Source organism: Methanolobus vulcani (assembly GCF_006546655.1).
Classification (GTDB): Archaea; Halobacteriota; Methanosarcinia; order Methanosarcinales; family Methanosarcinaceae; genus Methanolobus; species Methanolobus vulcani_A.
Genome location: NZ_VIAQ01000013.1, coordinates 19,967 through 39,503, shown reverse-complemented (window position 1 = coordinate 39,503; position 19,537 = coordinate 19,967). Strand labels below are relative to the sequence as shown.

At 38.8% G+C, this 19,537-nt stretch carries 16 protein-coding genes; 10 read left to right on the top strand and 6 right to left on the bottom strand.

Annotation, left to right across the window (positions count from 1 at the left end; translation table 11 throughout):
* The first annotated feature begins 316 nt into the window (after nucleotides 1–316).
* The 8 genes from FKV42_RS06990 (at nucleotide 317) to FKV42_RS06955 (ending at nucleotide 8,965) form a co-directional block, all read left to right on the top strand.
* Entirely contained in the window at nucleotides 317–1,345 is a 1,029-nt protein-coding gene (locus tag FKV42_RS06990; RefSeq protein WP_196214079.1) for a viperin family antiviral radical SAM protein, read from the top strand.
* Between the two features lie 48 nt (nucleotides 1,346–1,393).
* Nucleotides 1,394–2,344, top strand: coding sequence for an NAD-dependent epimerase/dehydratase family protein (locus tag FKV42_RS06985; protein ID WP_154809530.1), 951 nt, complete (start codon nucleotides 1,394–1,396; stop codon nucleotides 2,342–2,344).
* Nucleotides 2,341–3,540 (top strand): glycosyltransferase family 4 protein, encoded by a 1,200-nt coding sequence (locus FKV42_RS06980; RefSeq protein WP_196214078.1) that lies wholly within the window; start codon nucleotides 2,341–2,343, stop codon nucleotides 3,538–3,540. Before FKV42_RS06985 ends, FKV42_RS06980 begins: the two co-directional genes overlap by 4 nt.
* 1 nt (nucleotide 3,541) lies before the next feature.
* On the top strand, nucleotides 3,542–4,543 hold the full coding sequence (locus FKV42_RS06975; RefSeq protein ID WP_196214077.1) for a radical SAM protein: 1,002 nt from the start codon (nucleotides 3,542–3,544) through the stop codon (nucleotides 4,541–4,543).
* Nucleotides 4,543–5,319, top strand: coding sequence for a WG repeat-containing protein (locus FKV42_RS06970; RefSeq protein WP_154809527.1), 777 nt, complete (start codon nucleotides 4,543–4,545; stop codon nucleotides 5,317–5,319). The genes FKV42_RS06975 and FKV42_RS06970 overlap by 1 nt, the downstream gene beginning before the upstream one ends.
* A gap of 1 nt (nucleotide 5,320) precedes the next feature.
* Nucleotides 5,321–5,971, top strand: a complete 651-nt coding sequence (locus FKV42_RS06965; protein ID WP_196214076.1) for a phosphoglycerate mutase family protein — start codon at nucleotides 5,321–5,323, stop codon at nucleotides 5,969–5,971.
* Nucleotides 5,968–7,623 carry a carbamoyltransferase C-terminal domain-containing protein gene (locus FKV42_RS06960; protein ID WP_154809525.1) on the top strand — a complete coding sequence of 552 codons (1,656 nt, stop codon included), beginning with the start codon at nucleotides 5,968–5,970 and terminating at the stop codon, nucleotides 7,621–7,623. The genes FKV42_RS06965 and FKV42_RS06960 overlap by 4 nt, the downstream gene beginning before the upstream one ends.
* Nucleotides 7,624–8,377: 754 nt before the next feature.
* Nucleotides 8,378–8,965, top strand: a complete 588-nt coding sequence (locus tag FKV42_RS06955) for a hypothetical protein (protein WP_154809524.1) — start codon at nucleotides 8,378–8,380, stop codon at nucleotides 8,963–8,965.
* A 118-nt stretch (nucleotides 8,966–9,083) separates the two neighbouring features.
* Here the strand turns inward: FKV42_RS06955 and FKV42_RS06950 are convergent, their stop codons facing one another.
* The gene (locus FKV42_RS06950) at nucleotides 9,084–9,803 is read right to left on the bottom strand and encodes a hypothetical protein (protein WP_154809523.1); all 720 of its coding nucleotides are present in this window, start codon (nucleotides 9,801–9,803) and stop codon (nucleotides 9,084–9,086) included.
* A gap of 216 nt (nucleotides 9,804–10,019) precedes the next feature.
* On the opposite strand from FKV42_RS06950, the gene FKV42_RS06945 reads away from it, so the two are divergent.
* Nucleotides 10,020–12,359: a nitric oxide reductase activation protein NorD gene (locus FKV42_RS06945; protein WP_154809522.1), complete on the top strand. Its 2,340-nt coding sequence runs from the start codon at nucleotides 10,020–10,022 to the stop codon at nucleotides 12,357–12,359.
* A gap of 25 nt (nucleotides 12,360–12,384) precedes the next feature.
* On the opposite strand, the gene FKV42_RS06940 is transcribed toward FKV42_RS06945, so the two are convergent.
* The gene (locus tag FKV42_RS06940) at nucleotides 12,385–13,800 is read right to left on the bottom strand and encodes an MFS transporter (protein ID WP_196214080.1); all 1,416 of its coding nucleotides are present in this window, start codon (nucleotides 13,798–13,800) and stop codon (nucleotides 12,385–12,387) included.
* 201 nt (nucleotides 13,801–14,001) lie between these two features.
* Here FKV42_RS06940 and FKV42_RS06935 point away from each other — a divergent pair, with 201 nt between their 5' ends.
* Nucleotides 14,002–14,436, top strand: coding sequence for an FKBP-type peptidyl-prolyl cis-trans isomerase (locus FKV42_RS06935; RefSeq protein ID WP_154809520.1), 435 nt, complete (start codon nucleotides 14,002–14,004; stop codon nucleotides 14,434–14,436).
* Between the two features lie 408 nt (nucleotides 14,437–14,844).
* On the opposite strand, the gene FKV42_RS06930 is transcribed toward FKV42_RS06935, so the two are convergent.
* From FKV42_RS06930 to FKV42_RS06915, 4 genes are all read right to left on the bottom strand, one after another.
* Nucleotides 14,845–16,086 carry a carbohydrate-binding domain-containing protein gene (locus FKV42_RS06930; protein ID WP_154809519.1) on the bottom strand — a complete coding sequence of 414 codons (1,242 nt, stop codon included), beginning with the start codon at nucleotides 16,084–16,086 and terminating at the stop codon, nucleotides 14,845–14,847.
* A gap of 45 nt (nucleotides 16,087–16,131) precedes the next feature.
* Nucleotides 16,132–16,827 (bottom strand): DUF4956 domain-containing protein, encoded by a 696-nt coding sequence (locus tag FKV42_RS06925; RefSeq protein WP_154809518.1) that lies wholly within the window; start codon nucleotides 16,825–16,827, stop codon nucleotides 16,132–16,134.
* Nucleotides 16,827–17,573: a polyphosphate polymerase domain-containing protein gene (locus tag FKV42_RS06920; RefSeq protein WP_154809517.1), complete on the bottom strand. Its 747-nt coding sequence runs from the start codon at nucleotides 17,571–17,573 to the stop codon at nucleotides 16,827–16,829. The genes FKV42_RS06925 and FKV42_RS06920 overlap by 1 nt, the downstream gene beginning before the upstream one ends.
* Before the next feature lie 517 nt (nucleotides 17,574–18,090).
* Nucleotides 18,091–19,530, bottom strand: a complete 1,440-nt coding sequence (locus FKV42_RS06915) for a ribulose-bisphosphate carboxylase (RefSeq protein ID WP_154809516.1) — start codon at nucleotides 19,528–19,530, stop codon at nucleotides 18,091–18,093.
* Between the last annotated feature and the right edge of the window lie 7 nt (nucleotides 19,531–19,537).

Below are 19,537 nucleotides of genomic sequence, written 5' to 3'. Positions count from 1 at the left end.
CCAAAAAATCTCATATAAACTTATAAATATTGAAAGGTCATTGATAAGTTTGCAAATACGCCACCCATGTGAATTAGTTCACATGTGCGAAGTCAATGTTCGTCCTTTCAGATATAATCTGAAGGTGGATGTAGGTGCAAGCTCAAATTGGAAGGGAACATGATTAAAAGACAATTTTGCAATAGCTGTTCTGAATTTGCGTTTTTCTCCTTAGTTTGTACTATATATAAACGTTTTATCAACGCAACAGGACAAAAACTAGGAATTAATTTGTCTGTTTATGGCATTTTTTCCCTTTCACATGGAGATAAGAACAATGAAAAGGGAAAATATAGTACATTTTTCTGGTGAAGCTGAACTTATAGGCTTCAACGATATCGACGGAACAAAACAGGCAAACACAGATCTTTGCATACAGGACTGTAGGAATGATCTGGACATTGTCCATTTGAATGATTATGGAATAATTCGTCATTCTTCTATTCCTTATGCAACGATTACAGGAAAAACACTCACACCTGCTACAAGTATCAGGTCTGCAAACTGGCATGTCACTATGAACTGCAATTACAACTGCAGATTCTGTTTCTACAAGAATATGATCGGGGAGTTCAAGGACATCGAAAAGACCAGGCATATACTTGAAACTTTAAAGAATAAAGGAATCGAAAAAATCAACTTTGCTGGTGGTGAGCCGTTACTATACAAAAATCTGATGTATCTTTTGAAAATGGCAAAAGACATGGAATTTACTGTCAGTGTTGTTACAAATGCGTCCTTGCTCAATGAGAATAATATCAGAGAACTGAGTAGTTATGTCGATTGGATAGGTATCTCGGTAGATTCTACAGATGAAAATATAGAGAAGGAACTTGGAAGAGGAAATGGTTGCCATGTTGAGCACGTTCAGAGAGTTTGTGAACTTATTCGCAAATATGGTATGAAGCTAAAGATCAATACCACAGTTACCAAATTGAATTATCTGGAGGATATGAAAACGTTCATATCATCACTGCGTCCTGACAGATGGAAGGTGTTCCAGATACTTTATATGAAAGGCCAGAATGATGATGCGTTGGATTTGATCCTCACAACCGAAGAGTTCGAAGCATTCAGAAGAATAAACGGAGGATTGGTGCTAAATAATGGTGCAACTCCAACCTTTGAATCTGCTGATGATATGCTGAACTCCTATCTAATAATTGGTGCAGATGGGAATATTCTTTTGAGCAATGATAATCAGCGTTCTTCTGTTGCTTTTGAAGAGCTGGAATGTATGGAATTGACTGAGCTGGTCGATGTAGACAAGTGTCTGGAAAGGGAGCGTAGCTATGAGTGGAACTAACCGTTATAATATGGATTCTTCTTCCCTTCAAAAAGAGGGGTTTTAACAATGACAAAAGAAGAAAGAATACTGGTAACCGGTGGGGCCGGTTTTATAGGCTCAAATGTTATTGAAAGAGCAATCAGAGAAGGAAAAGATGTTCACTGTCTGGATTACAGAAATGATCTGGATAATCTCAGTCATTTAAATGGTTCAGTGAAGAACGTCAATATTGATACCAGAAATAAAACTGGTCTGAAATGCTTCTTTGAAAAGTACAGTTTTAGTGGTGTAATTCATCTTGCAGCAGTTTCCAGAGTTGTTTGGGGAGAGAAGAACCCACAAAGATGCAAAGAAGTGAATGTGGATGGCACGCAGAATCTTCTTGAATGCCTCGAAGAAACAGGGCAAAATCCATGGTTTATATTTGGAAGCAGCAGGGAGGTATATGGCGAACCTGCATCTACTCCTGTTAAGGAAAATGCTCCAAAGATGCCCATTAATATTTACGGTGAAACAAAACTCGCAGGAGAACAAGCGGTCAGAGAATGGTCAGTTCGTACAGGCAATTCTTCGGTGATCCTCAGGTTCTCCAATGTCTACGGTAACGAAAAAGATATACTGGACAGGGTGTTGCCCAGATTTATCTTGAGGGCTCTAAAAGGTCAGCCATTGGAGATCCATGGTGGAAATCAGCTGATTGATTTTACGCATATCGATGATACAGTGGAAGGTATCTTCAGGGCAATTGATTATCTTGGAAATGGCTGTCCCGTGCATGATGACTTCCATCTGCTGACAGGGAAAGGCACTACTTTGCAGGAAGTGGCCAGGATAATATCTGATCATCTTGGACAGGATGTACAGCTTGTTAAAAAGGACTGCCGAAACTATGATGTTGATAGGTTCGTTGGTGAACCTTCCAAAGCTATCAGCAAAATAAACTTCAAGGCCAGGGTCAAACCGGAAAACGGTATTCCAATGACCGTTGACCGTTTCAGGGAGGTGTTCTTGCTTTGAGGATATTGATGGTCATTCACGGATTCCCACCATTTTACATGGCTGGCTCAGAAGTATATACATATAATCTCTGTCAGGAACTTACTAAGAACAATGAGGTATATGTCTTTACAAGGATAGAAAATCCGTATGAAGATTCGTATACGTACTATGATGAAGATTACCATGGTTTGAAAGTTCGCAGGGTCAATAAACCCCAGAGAGATTACACTCTGACCGACAAATACCTTGATCCAAAGATTGATGCAGTTTTTGAAGCATTTCTGGAAGAGATAGATCCAGATGTTGTGCATATTGGCCATCTATCTCATCTTTCCACCAATCTACCAGAGATTGCAAGGAAAAAAGGTTGTTCTGTGATTTACACTTTGCATGATTTCTGGTTGAAATGCTATCGTGGACAATTGATTAAGCCTGATCTGCAGATATGTCCAGGTCCCTCTGATGAGAACTGTCTTGACTGCGTAAAGCGCACGTTCAAGGATAAATGGGACATTGAAGATGTAAAAGTATACCGGAAGCATATGGACGATGTAATATCACAAATAGACCTTCTGCTATCACCATCTCATTTCCTTTTGGATTTCTACAAAAATAACGGGGTAGATGATAAAAAACTTGTCTTCTCAAAATATGGTTTCAACAAGAGCATCATTCTTCCTAAAAAGAAGAACTATGAAAATGACTCTAAGATATCTTTTGGATTCATGGGCAGAGTAATACCCGTAAAAGGTATCAAAATTCTGCTTGAAGCCTTCGGGGAACTTGAAAGAAGCGAACTTCATATATTTGGTTCGGTAGGTGGACAAAAGGTATTCCTTGAAAAATATGTAGACAAAAATATCTTCTTCGATGGTTCTTTTGACAACTGGGAAATTAATAAGGTTCTTGAGAGAATTGATGTTCTTGTAGTTCCTTCGATCTGGTACGAGAATTCACCACTGGTGATTCAGGAAGCATTCATGGCCAGCATCCCTGTGATAACGTCTGATATCGGCGGAATGGCTGAACTTGTTGAAAATGGAATTGACGGCTTTACATTCGATACAGGTAACAAAGATGCGTTAAAAAGTATCATGAAAAGGATAGAAGATGAGCCAACAATCCTGAACGGCCTTAATGTGAGCAGTACAAAGGTAAGGTCCATTCAGGATGATGCTGCTTTTGTTCAGGAATTGTACAGGGAGGTGCTTTGAAATGGAAGAAGGACCCTGGAGAATCACTTTTGATACGAACCCTGATTCCTGTAATATCCATTGTATCATGTGTGAGGAGCACAGTGAGTACAGGAAGGAAAAAAAGACTAGCAACCGTGTAATGAAACCAGACATTATCTCAGAAGTTGTTGCAAACGCCGCCCCTCATGGTCTTAAAGAGATAATCCCAAGCACAATGGGAGAGCCTCTTCTGTACAGACATTTTGACAAATTACTGGAATTGGCAAATGAACATGGACTTAAAATCAATCTGACAACCAATGGAACATTTCCTGGTCGTGGAGATGAGCAATGGGGGAATCAGATACTACCTCTGGCCAGTGACATAAAGGTATCGATAAATGGTTCATCTAATACTATAAATGAAAGCATAATGAAGGGGATTGACCATGAAACAACCCTTGAAAACATAAGGACATTGATAAGGATACGCGATGAACTGCGCGATAAAGGAACCAATTGGCCGACAATTACCTTCCAAGTAACTTTCATGAAGAAGAATATAAGGGATTTGAAATCTCTTCTTCAGCTCGCTATCGATCATCGGATTGACAGGTTCAAAGGACATCATTTATGGATAACCTGGCCAGAACTGGAAGAAGAATCTCTGACTGGAAATGTACATGACCGTATTGAGTGGAACAGGACGGTAGATGAACTCGTAGCTATCGGCAAAGACAGAATTGAGCTGGCCAACGTGTCTAAAATTCCTATAGACAGCGTCGACAACCTGTTGCCTGAACACTATGAATGTCCGTTTGCGGGGAAAGAAGCATGGATTGCATGGGATGGGACTTTTAATGTGTGCTGTGCACCGGATGAGCTTCGAAAAGGATTCGGATATTTCGGTAATGTGAAAGATACACCATTTATGGAACTCTGGCAATCAGATAAGTATCAGTCTTTTATCAGGCATGCTGGTAAGGACGGTGTTTGCAGAAATTGTAATATGAGAAGGCCAGTTGAAGGGAGTGGAAATTAATGGGATATAACAGAACCCATATCTCCTTTGATGCCACACACCATCTAAAAGATGGGAATCCATTGTATAATAAGAGATTCAACGCTGTCCAGAGTTTCCATGATCCAGGGATTGCACCGGTACAAGATGACACTGGATGTTTTTATATCGATATCAAAGGAAACGATCTGTTTGGCAAGAGATTTCTTCGAGCATACGGTTTTTATGAAAGTCTTGCTGCTGTGACTGATGTTAGTGGATGGTATCATATTAACCTTGAAGGAAATCCTGTCTATAATAATAGATTTGAATGGGTAGGAAACTTCCAGGATGGGGTCTGCACAGTGAGAGACAGGAACGGAGCCTATTATCACATTTTACCTTCCGGTGAACCTGCATATCAGTCGAGGTTCATATATGCAGGCGATTATAGATACGGAATAGCTGTTGTTTTTGAGCATACTGGGCAGGCACATCATATATTCAAAGATGGGACAAAAGTCCATGAGAACTCATTTGTTGATCTCGATGTTTTTCATAAAGGATTCGCACGAGCAAAGGATATGCATGGCTGGACTCATATAAATATGAAAGGAGAGGCCGTATATTCCGAACGTTATGATATGGTAGAGCCTTTCTATAATGGTCATGCTCGGGTGATGGATAAGAATGGTATTTTCCTTATTATTGATGAAAGAGGCGAAATTGTCCATAAAATAGCATCGGTTCAAATTCAGGAACAAAATATCTCAGATGAAAATAACTCTCTGGAAGATCTTATCAAAAGGAGGATTTGAGATGGAAAATCTACCTGAATCTTTCCTGAAATCATTGGACAAAGTGCAAGACATGAATCAAAAAAAGTTGATTTTGATAAGGCACTCTGACAGGGAAAACATACTTCCGGGAACATTAGGAAGTGATGTTCATATTACTTTGGAAGGAAAAGAGAAAGCTTTCGAATTAGGAAGAGTCCTAACATCATTACCTATAGAATGGTGTAAGACCAGTCCACTTCTCAGATGTACACAGACAAACGATTCGATAGGTGATGGATATGGAAAGAGAATACTTCATTCAATTTCGAAATTGCTAGGGGAACCCGGACCTTTTGTTTTTGACGGTGATCAGGCAATTAATGCTTTCTTCGATTATGGGCCAGAAGCAGTAGTGAGGGAAATGATCAAAGGTCAGTCTTTTCCTGGAATTAGGTCTTCCGGGGAAGGAAGTGTGATTCTTTTAAAAGGTCTCATAAAATTCCTTGAAGAAGGTACAGGAGACGGTATCTGCATATCCCACGATTCAATTCTCATGCCTTTTATTGCACATTACTGTGGTGAGCAGTTCAATGGGAAATGGATCAAACCACTTGACGGAGTGGTATTAGTTAAGCAGGAGAATGCATATGCTCTCTGGTGGGACGGGCAGATGTATAAGGTGGTTGTATGATAACAGTGGGCATTTTTGGAATTCAGGACGTTGGCACTGGACCTCATCCAATGTATACTCATGATCATGGGATTGCTCTGATGAAAGATGGAAAAGTCCTGACGACCATTCAGCTGGAAAGATATACACATCTCAAACATGACAACAGACTTCCAGTCTATATACACGAACTACTTGACAAATATCTGCCTTGCGATGAAGAAATACGTTTTGTTAATACCAATTCATTTTCAGGAAGTTCTTTCATATCTCTTGACGGAAGGCTAAGAATTGAGCCTGATTCACAGATGGATGTTGAAAGTATTCTCTTTCCAGCTGAAGTGAAATGGTATGATACAGCTGGAAAACAAAAAGAGACAAATGCCAAAATTATCTGCCATGAGTTTGCTCACATTGCATCAATACTTCCATTTGCAGGTGAATTTTTGCCAAATAGTCTTTTAGTACACATTGATGGAGGTGCATCACGATCAGCATGTTCTTTCTGGTATTGGGATGGTAACTGCCCGAAACTACTGGATGCCTCCTGGAATCTATTGAAAAATCAGGTTAATAATTTCAATGTTAATCCACTGGCTATGGCTATTCTTCATCAGGAGGAATGGCAGCATCTTTCTCTCCCTGGAAAACTGATGGGATATTGCGGGCTGGGAAAGACATACCCGGAGATATCAGAGTGGTTGAAGACCAATAATTGGTTCTTGGATTATCAGGGGAATGAAACCAGTATGCTAGATTTGTTGAATATAAGGTGGAACACCAATTTTACAGCCTATAATAACAAATCTCCATTTTTTATGAATCTATGTGCTTCTCTACAAAAGGATTTTCAAGAGAAGATTGTTGAAGTCATTTTAAGATTTCAGGAAACAACAGGGGCAGAAAACCTGTACTACAGCGGTGGTGCGGCTTTGAACATACCCACTAATCGTTGTCTGGAGACATCTGGTCGTTTCAAGCGGATTATTATACCACCTGTAACAAGTGATTCCGGACTGGCACTGGGAGCTGCTGCCTGGATGGAATATCTAGACCATGGGAAACTGGAAATAAACAGTCCTTTTCTTAATCGCTTCGGTATCGAACAAAGAAGAGAACATCAAGATGACAATGATGATATTAAGAAAATGATATTTGATGGAAAAGTGCTTGGAGTATGCAATGGGTCAGCTGAGGCGGGTCCTCGAGCACTTGGTCATCGGAGTCTCATAGGATTGGCTAATTCCAGAGAAATAAAAGAACGTTTGAGTGAACAGATTAAGGGAAGAGAATGGTACAGGCCCGTGGCACCTATACTTTGTGATACCGCAGCAAAGGAAGTCCTGGAGGATATGGCCCTAAAAAGTGAACTTTCCCATTTCATGCTGGGAGCTTATGAGATTGTTGAAGATTTCAAAAAAGATTTCGAGGGAATAATCCATGGAAATGATCTGCTAAGAGCACAGATTGTCAGGTCAAAGGACATGGATAATCAATGGATATATCGTCTTTTGTCAGAGTTATGGGAGGAAGATGGCATACCAGCTCTTATTAATACTTCATTCAATCAAAAAGGTAAGCCAATAGTACACTATCCTTCAGAGGCCATTGATGTAGCTGGTCGAATGGGACTTGATGGAGTGGTTATAAATGGATCCTTACATCTGTCCTGAAGGTCTTGAGAAAGGTAATTGTTATTATCCTCTTAAAATGGAATAATTGAAGTTTTCTTGAACCTATTATAACAAAACTGAATATATTAATTTATGATAGGGATTATCCTCTCTACTATATGCAAAAATCATTCCTTCTTTTTCATAAGGTCACGTATAGAAGGATCACTCATTAACGTATTAATCAGCTTGCTTTGTGTATCATTAGATTTAGTAAGCTCTTTATCCTTCATAACCGATTCCAGTGTTGATGGCAACAATTGTGGTTACTGTGTCACCAAGAATGAATAGAAAGAAGAGTGGAGTTATGTTTTTCAAAAATGACACAAACACCACATCCTAATGAATCCACAGCTATAGCTACTGCTAATGATGAAATTAATCACAGAAACGCCACCTTATATTAGATGCGTGTTTTGTATAGAATAACAAAATAGCAATTTTTAAATAGTTAAAAGCTTACTAAAACACCTAAATTAAATTCGGGTGTGGCCATGAATTTAAAAAAATTACTATCAGAAATTATAACATATGCAATAATTGTCCTTATCCTATATTACACCGATAATTGGGATAATTTAGGCATTGTCAGCCTTGCATACATAATCAGCGCTGTTTTTTGGGAGGTTACGAAGGCGTAGACTATTGATTATGTGTTACTCTTATTATAGAGTATCTTGAATTATGAATAAAGTTTGCGCCGATTAAGAACAGATGGAAAAGCTTAAAATTTTGTAAAAGCAATAATAAAAGTATGCCCGGACAACGCCTAATACCAACAAAAAAAGGATCGTGTCAAAATGAAAAAGAAAAACAAGATAATCAAAAACAATTGTTAGAAACTCTATTAATTGTAACGGGTTTTATTTTTGCAGGTTTCTCGACATTAACAGTAAATGAGGAAATACCCTATCTTCAATCTGCTAAAAACATATTAGGAATGCTGGTTTTTATGTTTGTAACTTTAGCAATACTCTTATTTTCAGCTAATATATTCATAAAACATAACAAATTTTTAAATATAACCAGAAAAGTAATTTCATATATCTTTTCAATGATGCTGATTTTTTTCTTTATAATAAATGGAACATTAACATTCCCCGAACATGATTTAATTGGTGCTATGGCCTTAGGTTTATTGTTTGTGATGGTTTCATTTGTTTTGCAAGTTGCTCTAAATGATGATTTTTGTGAGTCATTTAAGGATATGCTGAATAAAACAAAATATGAGATTCAAGATTGGATAATTTATTTAGAAATATTACTTGGTTTTGTCATATCATCTTTCTTTTTTTGGATGTTCATTTACATGAATAATTATGTTACACAAAATGGTATATGATATTACTTTTACTTCACTAACCAAACCTTAACTTATAAAAATAGCGTAAAGGATGGACTGTGGCAGACAAACGCATCCTATGGAAAAGGCGCTCCTGAGGGAACCAGAAACGATATACTTAATGTATCAACTCAAGTGCATCAATCACTTTTTCAGTATTCTCCGCTTCATCGAATATAAGCCGGATATTTCCATTTTTAAAATAATAGAGTCTCATATTCTCATCGATATGAGATTGTCCCGGCTCGATCTTAATTCCTCTTGCTTTAGAGGGAGGAGTGCAATTGAGAGAAATATCAATCAGCTTCCCAAGACTTTCAAGACAATTGAGTGATTGTTCCGGGTTTTTTAATGCTTTAAGTTTGATAGCCATTCCATTTCTTTTTTCCAGTGTTTCTGTAGAAGCTAACGCTTCTATAGGAATAAGACGTCTGCAATCACTTTTTATCCTCTTTAAAATATGTTCATCGTTCAGGATATACTCATTTTTGACGTGTTCCGCTATCTTAAAAGCATCATAGGTTTCCATATTATTGATAAATTCCAGAACACTGTCATAGTCAATGGAAATCTTAAGACAATTGTTACTTTCAATCTGAATAATCTGATTCAGGAAAATTTCCTTGATGGCTTTAATAGGAATATTGAGATTTACAGAATCAGTGAAAGGAAACAGGTACAGGGACTGGCGGCTTGTAGAAGGAATAAGATTGCCAAGATGGGAATTAATCTCCCTGACAGTCACTTTTGTTTCTTTCTGGGCGTTGTACAATACTTCGATGGTTTCATTCTGTAAGGTGTATACCCTTGTTCTGTGATCGTTATCGCTTTCAGCCATCAGGCGTCCTCTTAGCATTTAAATTATATATATTTTCACCATGAGACACCAAAAAGTGAGCTATAATAGCTCTTTTTATCACAATATTTAACATGATGACGTTTCAGATTATAAAACACGTCCATAGTAGATATAAAGAATTAGCAACAAAAAATTAGCAACAACTTGAATAAAGTAAGTTGGCAAGCTGACTGAGAATTTCTGGAGTGAAAACATTTGTCAAGCGAAAGCACTGTGCATGAAACTATCACTAAAGAAGAGCTGCTCCAGCTAATAGAATCCAGATTTCCCGGAAGAAATTACCATCATAATTTGCTAAGTGTTTTGAAAAAGAGCAGTTTTCCACACAATACTGAAATTCTCAAAACAGCTCAAATTCTTCTTGATAAAGACTGGATGATAGCAGGACTTTTCCTTGAAAATCTTCCTGCAGCAGCAGATTATACTAATCCTGAAGGAATTAGAAAATGGGCAGGAACCGGCTTAAAGATATTTGAACAGGAGAAAGACCTGGCAATTGATTATTTTTCATTCTCAGCACCTCTATTAAAGGATTTAAACGTCAGTGAACTGGAAGAATGGGCATTTAAAGGCATTGCTGTCTTTGAAACGGATAAAGCACAAGGAAGGCTGTATTTCTCCCTGAAATCTGAAGAATCAAGAGAAATTGTTGAAAGTCTCAAAGGTTCTGTAGCACTCAGTGAAATCATCAACGTGCTCAGATATTATGCTCTTGGATTGTCAGGAATTAACTTCAATATTAGATCCCGAAGAACACTGGAAACTGATGATTATTCCGAGTCTATAAATCCTGTGATTTCAGGCAATACTATCTACCTTGCACCCCTTATCAAGAAATATGGTGATTTTGAGGATAACTACAAGATCTACAAGTTAAGCATCATGCATGAAGTTGGCCATATCCGTTTCAGTTCCAACGAACTTGAACATGATGGAGCAGTAGAACTGATGGCAGATATCAGAAAAAGATACTCTGTCATGAAAAAAAGATTACCTATGCCAGGAATGCAAGCTGAAGGCATAATTAACATTTTCGATGTTATAGCTCTATTTCCTAATCAATCGTTGGCAGGAACAATACTTGGAATTCTGGAAGATGCCAGAGTCGAATACAGGATAATGGAGCTATACAGTGGAGTCAGGAAAGACCTTGAGAGGATAAGGCATCAAATGCTTCTTACAAGGCTCATTCCTGAAAATAAAGTTGAACGCTTCATTGAATCACTTTTGTGGATTTCCATCGGTCATGATCCTGTTTATGATCATGACAACGGGACAAAACTTCTTCTGGATCAGATAAAACCAATTCTTCATGAGAGTATTTTCAGGGAAGAATCATCTGTACTTGATTCTCTTAATGCGACTTTCAGAATATACAAAATGCTTGATGAACATGAAGGTCCATTAAGCCAGAAAGAGTATGAGTTGCTGAAAAACCTCGATTACCGTGGTGTGAGCATTGGAGCCTATAACAGTAAAGATTCACTTTCAACCGGCTCACATGAGAATATCATCAAGCAATTTATTCCAGAATGCAAAGTAGAGATCACAGAAGAAAATGAGCCATCACGGAATGAAAAAATCAAACGTCAGCCAACGTATGCTGAGAAAAAGAACTGGAACATACTTGGCAGTTACAGATATGATGAGTGGGATGCTGTTATCTGTGACTACAAAGTGGACTGGTGTGTAGTTAATGAGGTTGAACCTTTTGGTATGTCCAATGATTACTATGACGAGGCATCAGAACAATACAGGAACGAAATAGCTCTTATTAAACAGACATTCAACAGGATGAAGCCGGAAACATTCCGCAAAATAAAAGGGCAAACCGATGGAACTGAGATTGATATTGATGCCTTTATAGATTCTCTTATCCAGAAAAAATGCGGTGTAAATCCTGATGACAGACTCTATACGAGGTGGGATAAGCATGAGAGGGATGTTGCAACACTTTTCCTTGTAGATGTCAGTTATTCCACTCATAAAATGATAAATTTTGAGGAAAAAAGCATACTGGATGTTGAAAAAGATTCTCTTATCATCATGACTCAGGCTCTTGAAAGCATTGGCGACAACTATGCTATTTACGCTTTTTCCGGAAAGGACAGGAATGATGTTGAATATTTTGTCATAAAAGATTTTAATGAAGAATTATCAGATACTATTGCACGCAGGATCAGTGTGCTTGAACCTGTATCAAATACAAGACTCGGACCGGCAATCCGTCATTCTATCAGGAAACTTGAAAAAATAGATGCCAAAACTAAGATGATAATACTGCTATCAGATGGCGAACCCTTTGACATTTCATGGGGAGAATGTGCATACAAAGAGAGTGTTGCTGAAGAAGATACAAGAATTGCAATTCAGGAAGGCAATGCCAGAGGAATTAACTTTTTCTGCATAACAGTTGATCCTGATCCGGGTAAGTATCTTGATAATATTTTTTCCGATTCAGAATACACAATAATCGATGATGCAAGCTCACTTCCTGAGACTCTCCCGGTATTATATAAGCGAATAACCACGTGAATTTTTGAGATTTTTTGGTTGAAGTTCAACTTTTGGTCGAATGGCTATTTCCTCTTGCAAGAGACGCAAATATTCCTATTATGCAGGATACGGTGAACAGGGTAAAGGCATAGTGCATACTTGTAACAAACTGAGGATAATACTCAGAGGTTATTGCCACAGGTCCTATAACAACGGAGAATATCATCATTGCTATTCCCATAGAGAGCATCTGCCCAAGCAGTCTCATGGTTCCGTTCATTCCAGATGCTACACCATAGAACCTTTTATCCACCGAACTCATGATGACATTGGTATTTGGGGAAGAGAAGAAGCCAAATCCGACACCGAGTAACATGAGTGTTGCAATTATGTACCAGAGCGAAGTTGTTTCGGTAACAAATGTTAGTAAGAACAATCCGGTTGCAGTAAGTCCCATTCCGGTTGATGCTATCAATCGGGGTTCTACGCGGTCAGAAAGTCTTCCGGCTATCGGGGAGATTATTGCCTGTATTACTGGTTGTGCAATCAGTATCATTCCAGCATGTCCCGGTGTGAATCCTTTAGTGTACTGCAGGTCAAGGCTCAAAAGAAATGCCACTGCATAGGTTGCACTGTAATTGATAAGTGCGGACATGTTAGAAAGTGCAAAAACACGATTTCTTGTAAGAAGCCTGATATCAAACACCGGTGTGGAAATCCGCATTTCATAAAGAGCGAAGAAAGCAACACCGAGAAGCCCAAGAGCCAGTAAGGCAGCACCTTTTATTTCCGGGAGAACAGAGAAACCATACATCAATATAACTATGGCAGAACCATAAATTACAGACCCTTTAAGATCAAATTTTTCTCCACGACATTCAGCCCATTCGCCTTTGAGTTTCCAGAGTATAAGGAATATTGCTATTGCTCCTATTGGTACATTGACAAGGAAAATGCTTCTCCATCCCAGATGCTGAGTCATTATTCCACCAAGGAACGGGCCTACAGAAAGACCAACATAAACTGCTGTGATATAGATACCAAGAGCTGTCCCTCTCTCACCTGGAGGAAATACCGAAGTAACTATGGCAACTCCTGTTCCGAATATCATGGCACTTCCTAAACCCTGTATAACACGGACACCAATGAGCATTCCTTCTGTAGGTACAATGGTCATTATAAGGGATGCAAGACTGAATATTGTGATACCGTAAAGAAAAACCCTTTTTCTCCCATATATATCGGCAAGTTTTCCAAATGGAACAAGGAACACCGCTGAAGAAAGAAGATAGGCGGTAGCGACCCATGAAAGTGAGATCGCATCCATATGGAATTCTGCACCCATGGTAGGTAAAGCGATATTAACCGCAGAACCGTCAAAAGGCGTAATAAAACCTGATAGTATAGCTATGAGGAGGACTATTTGTTTTTGTGCTTTATCAAATGATGTGGATTTTTCATCTGTCTGATAGTACTCCATTTCTTTAGATATATCTGAATTGCCGGTTTTTACTGCCATGTTTGGTTCCATATGTTTTATTGAAGACTAGATGATTCCTGTATAAATAGCATTGCAGTTACTGCAAATTTCATCTGGATCTATTTTCATAATTTACCAAAACACCTAAGTAATGTCAAAGCCCTCCGTTGCTCCAGAAGTTAAAACCAAGAGTTGATAAACATGGCAATTAAAGAAGGAGATACTGTAAAGATCGAATATGTAGGTTTGCTTGATGATGGTTCTGTTTTTGATGCTTCAGAGACACATGGCCAGCCTTTGGAATTCACAGTCGGTGAAGGCAATGTTATAAAGGGCTTTGATGATGCAGTGAGAGGCCTTGAAGCCGGAGATGAGAAAGAATTCAGGATCGAAGCTAAAGACGCTTATGGTGAATACAATGAAGCACTAAAGGATACAGTGTCAAGGGACCTTGTAAGTTCTGACATGGAACTGGAAATTGGTAAGACATTCTGGGTTCAGTCTCCTCATGGACAGACAATCCCTGCAAAAATCGCTGATCTGACAGAAGATGAAGTAACATTTGATCTTAACCATCCGCTTGCAGGCAAGGCTCTGACATTCAAGATCATAGTGGCTGAAGTACAAACTGTCTAAACAGAAAATATGATAATGATGATACTCATTATATATCAAAGTAAACATATATTTATATAATAGAAAAATATACTATGAATTGCAGTCATTCAAGCTAAACATGCAGAAGATTGCATGACCATATGCGGTGGTACGATATGGCCTTGATTGAAAGAAACTAAAGCGAAACGTACAAAGCACATGAACGATAACAAACCTGCCACATTACTCCCACAACCACACACTAGGTTTGTTACGTTCGGGCTTTAGAACCTTTCGTTATTCACATTCATAATGGAGTATGAGCAAAGGGGATTCAGGTCTTTATGACCGGGGTTATTGTCATTAAGAATTCCCACTAGCTTTTCTTTTTCTCTATTTATTTTAAAAAAACAGTATAAAGTCACACTTTATACTGTAATTAAATCATTATCTTTGCATTCCTCCAGGCGGCATATTTCCCCCACCTGGCCCTCCATGCATTCCACCGCCGCCCATCATTTCTGCTTGTATCTCATATATTTGCTCGCCATTTACGATCACAGTTCCTCCATTTATGTAAGACTCTTCATCTACATCAATTCCGGAATTACATGAGATCGTTATATAACCATCATTGATAGTTACCGAGCCGTTTGCATCTATTCCATCAGTATCTCCGCTTGCCATCTCTATATTTATGGTTCCGCCATTTATGATGATTTCAACATCATAGCTAGTGCTTTTCCTGGCAGCATTGATTCCATCGTCGGTTGCGTAAATATCAATATTACCATCATTGATTACGACATAAGTTGCTTCAATTCCTTCAGAGGCTTTTGTAATTGTAATATTTCCGCCATCGATCTGTATAAATCCGGCAGCAGTTATTCCATCATCAGCTGCATTGATTTCAAACGTTCCATCGTAAATGTAGATGTTTCCTAAACTATCATCCTCATCATTTTCACAATGGAAGGCATCTTTTGAAGATTCAACATCAAATGTTCCATCGTATATGAGGATTCTATCATTAGCTTCAAAAGAATCCAGTTCTGAAGTAACATAATATGTTCCTCCGGTTATTTTCAAATCGTCTTTACTACTAATTCCGTTTTCTGACGAAACAATTTCTAAAGATCCGACACCATTGAAAACCAGGTCATCTTTTGAAAATATGACTGCATCGAGATTTGTATCTCCATCGCTAACAAAAGCCCCTGCTGTTTCCATATAGTTTTCACTATCGGTAATAGTGATGAAAACTTTGTCTGCTGACTTGACATAGATAACTGGCATATCATCATTAACGATGTTCACACCATCCAGGACAATCTGGACTTTGCTTTCATCTTCTACATCTACATAAATAGTAACGTCAGTAGCCTCTCCACTTATTACATAAACTCCTTCTTCTGAGATTGTAATATCAGTGTCTGACTCCACTTCTACATATGTTGCATCTTCCAGATTAGCTTCTTGTTCCAGGTCCCTGTCAGTAAATTCTGAGCTTGCTGCATATATGGAACTATCATCATTACTTTCTTCTGTGGTTGTAGAGACAATACTTCCTTCACCACTTAGATCATCATTGCTTTCTTCTGTAGTTGTGGGGACGATACTTCCTCCTACACTTAAAAAAATAAGTAAGAGGGCCAGTAAAGTTCCCCCGATCAAAATATACTTTTTCATTTTCTTCCTCCTTTTATGTTCATCTTCCTCACCTCTGTATCAGCTTCAGAGGTCTGTAGTGTTGTAACCGGTTATCAGGAACACTTTCTGATTTCCATTCTGACTTTTGATGGATTGGATGAACTCATGCTTGCTGGCATTTTTCTTGAGTATTATGCTGTATACGAGTTCTGTCACTGTTCCGGAGCGGACTGAATCTATTCCTATGAGTTCTGCTGATTGTGTGTATTTGACGAATGTCCTGTCAAATAGTTTTTCAAAATCAACATCCTTATCGATCTGTATTTTCAGTACCTGGCTCATGGCAGGTCTTGCAAACCAGTCAAATTCAAACATTATGAATATAAGGGCGCCTATCACACAGGTTGCGATGATTGCCAGCATGTAGAATTTTGTACCCGTTGCCATACCGATTGCCATAGCGAAGAATATGAAACCAATATCACGGATTTCTTTCACTGCGTTCCTGAAACGTATGATGGACAACGCACCGACAAGTGAGAATGCACGTGCAATGTTCGAACCTACAATGAGCATGATGACATCTACGATCAGTCCCATCATAATGAGAGTATGAACGTAACTCTGAGTGTAAGATGTCCCTTTGTGCGTGCGTTTGTATAGCCATCCGATGCCTGCTAATAATATGAAACCTAAAACAAGGCCCACAACAACGTCAGTGGCTGTGAAGGTACCGCTTAAGTCTTCAAAATCGAACAGACTTTCAATATCTACTGTCATTAGTAAACCTCAATTTTTTGGGGGAACTCGTTCGCAACATCTATCCCTGTACAGTATTTACTAATTCTAATGAGTCTGTAGTTGTTCTGAGCAATGAGTTCTGTAAGCCAGTAAGGTACTCTCTCATTGACTTTTATCTCCAGGATCACCCGGTCAGGCGATACTATATATCTTCCAGGATTCTTGGAGGCCAGGTCCAGGTCATTAACCCTGTACTTTATGTTTGAGTCAAAGGTTACTCTTAGTCCATTGTCAAAATCCGTGCCAGTATACGCGTGTCTGAAATAACTTGTGATGAGTGTTGGCTGGAGTTTTCTTTCCTCAATCATTCCGAGTACCTCTTCCATGACGGGTCTGTCTCTTTCATCATACTCATCGGGAAGATGATGCTCGTCGCAGAGTGTCACAGCATCCCTGTAAGGTATTGCGATCCTGCGTTTCTGTATTGTTTTGTCGTAACGTTGTTTTACCTCGACGAAAACCATGGAATCTTCTGTTAGGTTCTCTTCGGTTTCATATATGCGAACTCTAAGCTTTTTCCGGAATTTCAGTCCATCAATCTTTTCCCAATAACATTGAAGATCCGGACTGTCATAGTACAGACTTGATATTACATAGACCCCGGAATCCCATGCATATTGATCAGGAAGCATGTAAGCCTCTATCTGCTGTTTAAATTCGCGTGTCTGCTCCATTGAGAGCAGATACTTTAATTCAAACCGATTGAACTTTCGAATAGGTTCCATTCCTTTCCTTCCTCCTTGTAATTCTGATCGTCTTCAAGTATCTCTTGATGTTGTTTTTTCCAGGTGATTTTTTGCCGGTAGACGATATGAATTTGTGATTGTCAGAAAGATCGCATGTTGTTTGGTGTACAATATATATGGTGGTACATTGTTTGTGGTTGGTGATGTTGGTGGTTGGTGTTACGCTAACATGCGATCTTACAATTCGAGGATTGTCAAATGCAAATATAAAGATACTTACAATAAAAAAGGTAAAATAAAGCTTTAATTCCAGATTAAATGAGAATAAAGGTTTGAAATATATATAAAGCTATAATACTTTATATTTAGTCGATTAAATGCACTATAAAGCTTCATTTTTGATAATAGTCTAAAAAATCAAATCTAGTAGTTTGTTTAAAATCCATAAAAAATTGTAAGTTATTATGGGTAATTTAATGAGGGCTGCGAAATGCAGAAAAAATTGAAAGTAGTTTTTTTACAATATCAACCATAAAGCCAATATTCATGAAAAAAATCACATAGCGTCCTTTGACGCTTTTGTGAAGAATTCAATTGCCTGTGCCAGTTCCTTGTGAGTTTTAGCGTATTCTTCAATATCTATTTTCTGAAGATATGCATCACATGCCTGTACAAGGGCTTTAGCTCCGTCCTGTGTACTTCCCGGATGGGCATGTACCCCGGACCCCATTGTGGTTATGAAATCAACGTTTCCCATGACGTCAATAAATGGCTTTAGTCTTACAGGATTAAGTCCACCAGAGACGATTGGACAGCATTTCTTCATACCTCTCCAGCTATCATCCTCAAGCACAACATGGTGTGCCATATCTATATTTACGATATTGATTGCATCCTTATCAGAATCAGGTATCTTGGACCAGCTCTGTTTGAAGAAGTGTCCTTCTGCATTCATGTATTGAATCTCATGTGCTGCAACTACATCTTCTTCAGGTGTGCCTTTCATTTTACCAACACCTGCCGTACCGGTGTGGATTCCCGAAGCACCGGCAAGTCTTGCAAACTTAGAGAGAACAAGTACAGAGAATCCGAGAGGGTTTTCAGGCCTTGTAAATGCTCCATGAGCTGCCCTGTGGAAGTGAATAAAAACACCGGGATATCTTCTTCTTAGTGTCTGTACAGCCATCCAGCCTGCTGTAATTCCATCGATGAGGAATGCATAACTTCCAGGCTCAAAACCTGCATTGACTATCATTTCGCATCTTTCTATCATGGTGTCAAAATCAGCTGAGGATACGTTGAATGAATGAACCTTCTTGTGTCCGGTTTCAAGAACAGCCTTGTCCATTGCTTCCTTCACATGTTTGACCATCTTGTCGTATGGACAGAAATCCTGATTGGCCTGCGGCTCATCATTCTTAACAAAATCACCGCCGCCAACCCAGAAATCATAGCAGACTTCCGCATATTCGGCAGATGTGAGTCCCATTTTTGGTTTGACAATAGTTCCGAGGATTGGCCTATCATAGACATCAAGATACTTCCTCATGTCATCTACTGTATAGCTTGGACCATCATATTGTTCAAGCATTGATGGAGGAAACCATACATCCAGAAGTTTCAGAGCTGATACTTCCTTCATACCAAGAATATTACCCACGATATAGGTGAGAATGTTCTGTACATTTCCTCCCCTGTCAAAAAGTCTCCATGGATATGCAATCCATACGAGTTCACGTTCCAGGTCAAGCTGGTATACAAGGGCATTCATTACCCTGGAAAAAGGAGTCTCTGTCTTCACCTTAAAGTTAGTGCCAGTTGATGATTCGGCTGCAACTTCAGCAGCTGCCTGCAGAATATTGAATTTTCCACCGGGTGTTAGATGAAAAACACCGAGAAGATATTCACCGTTTGTCGGATCAGGCAGTTCCAGATTTACATATGCTTTCTGTTTGGAGTTGAGCGATTTGACCAGATCTTCGTGAATTGAACTCATAAAATAA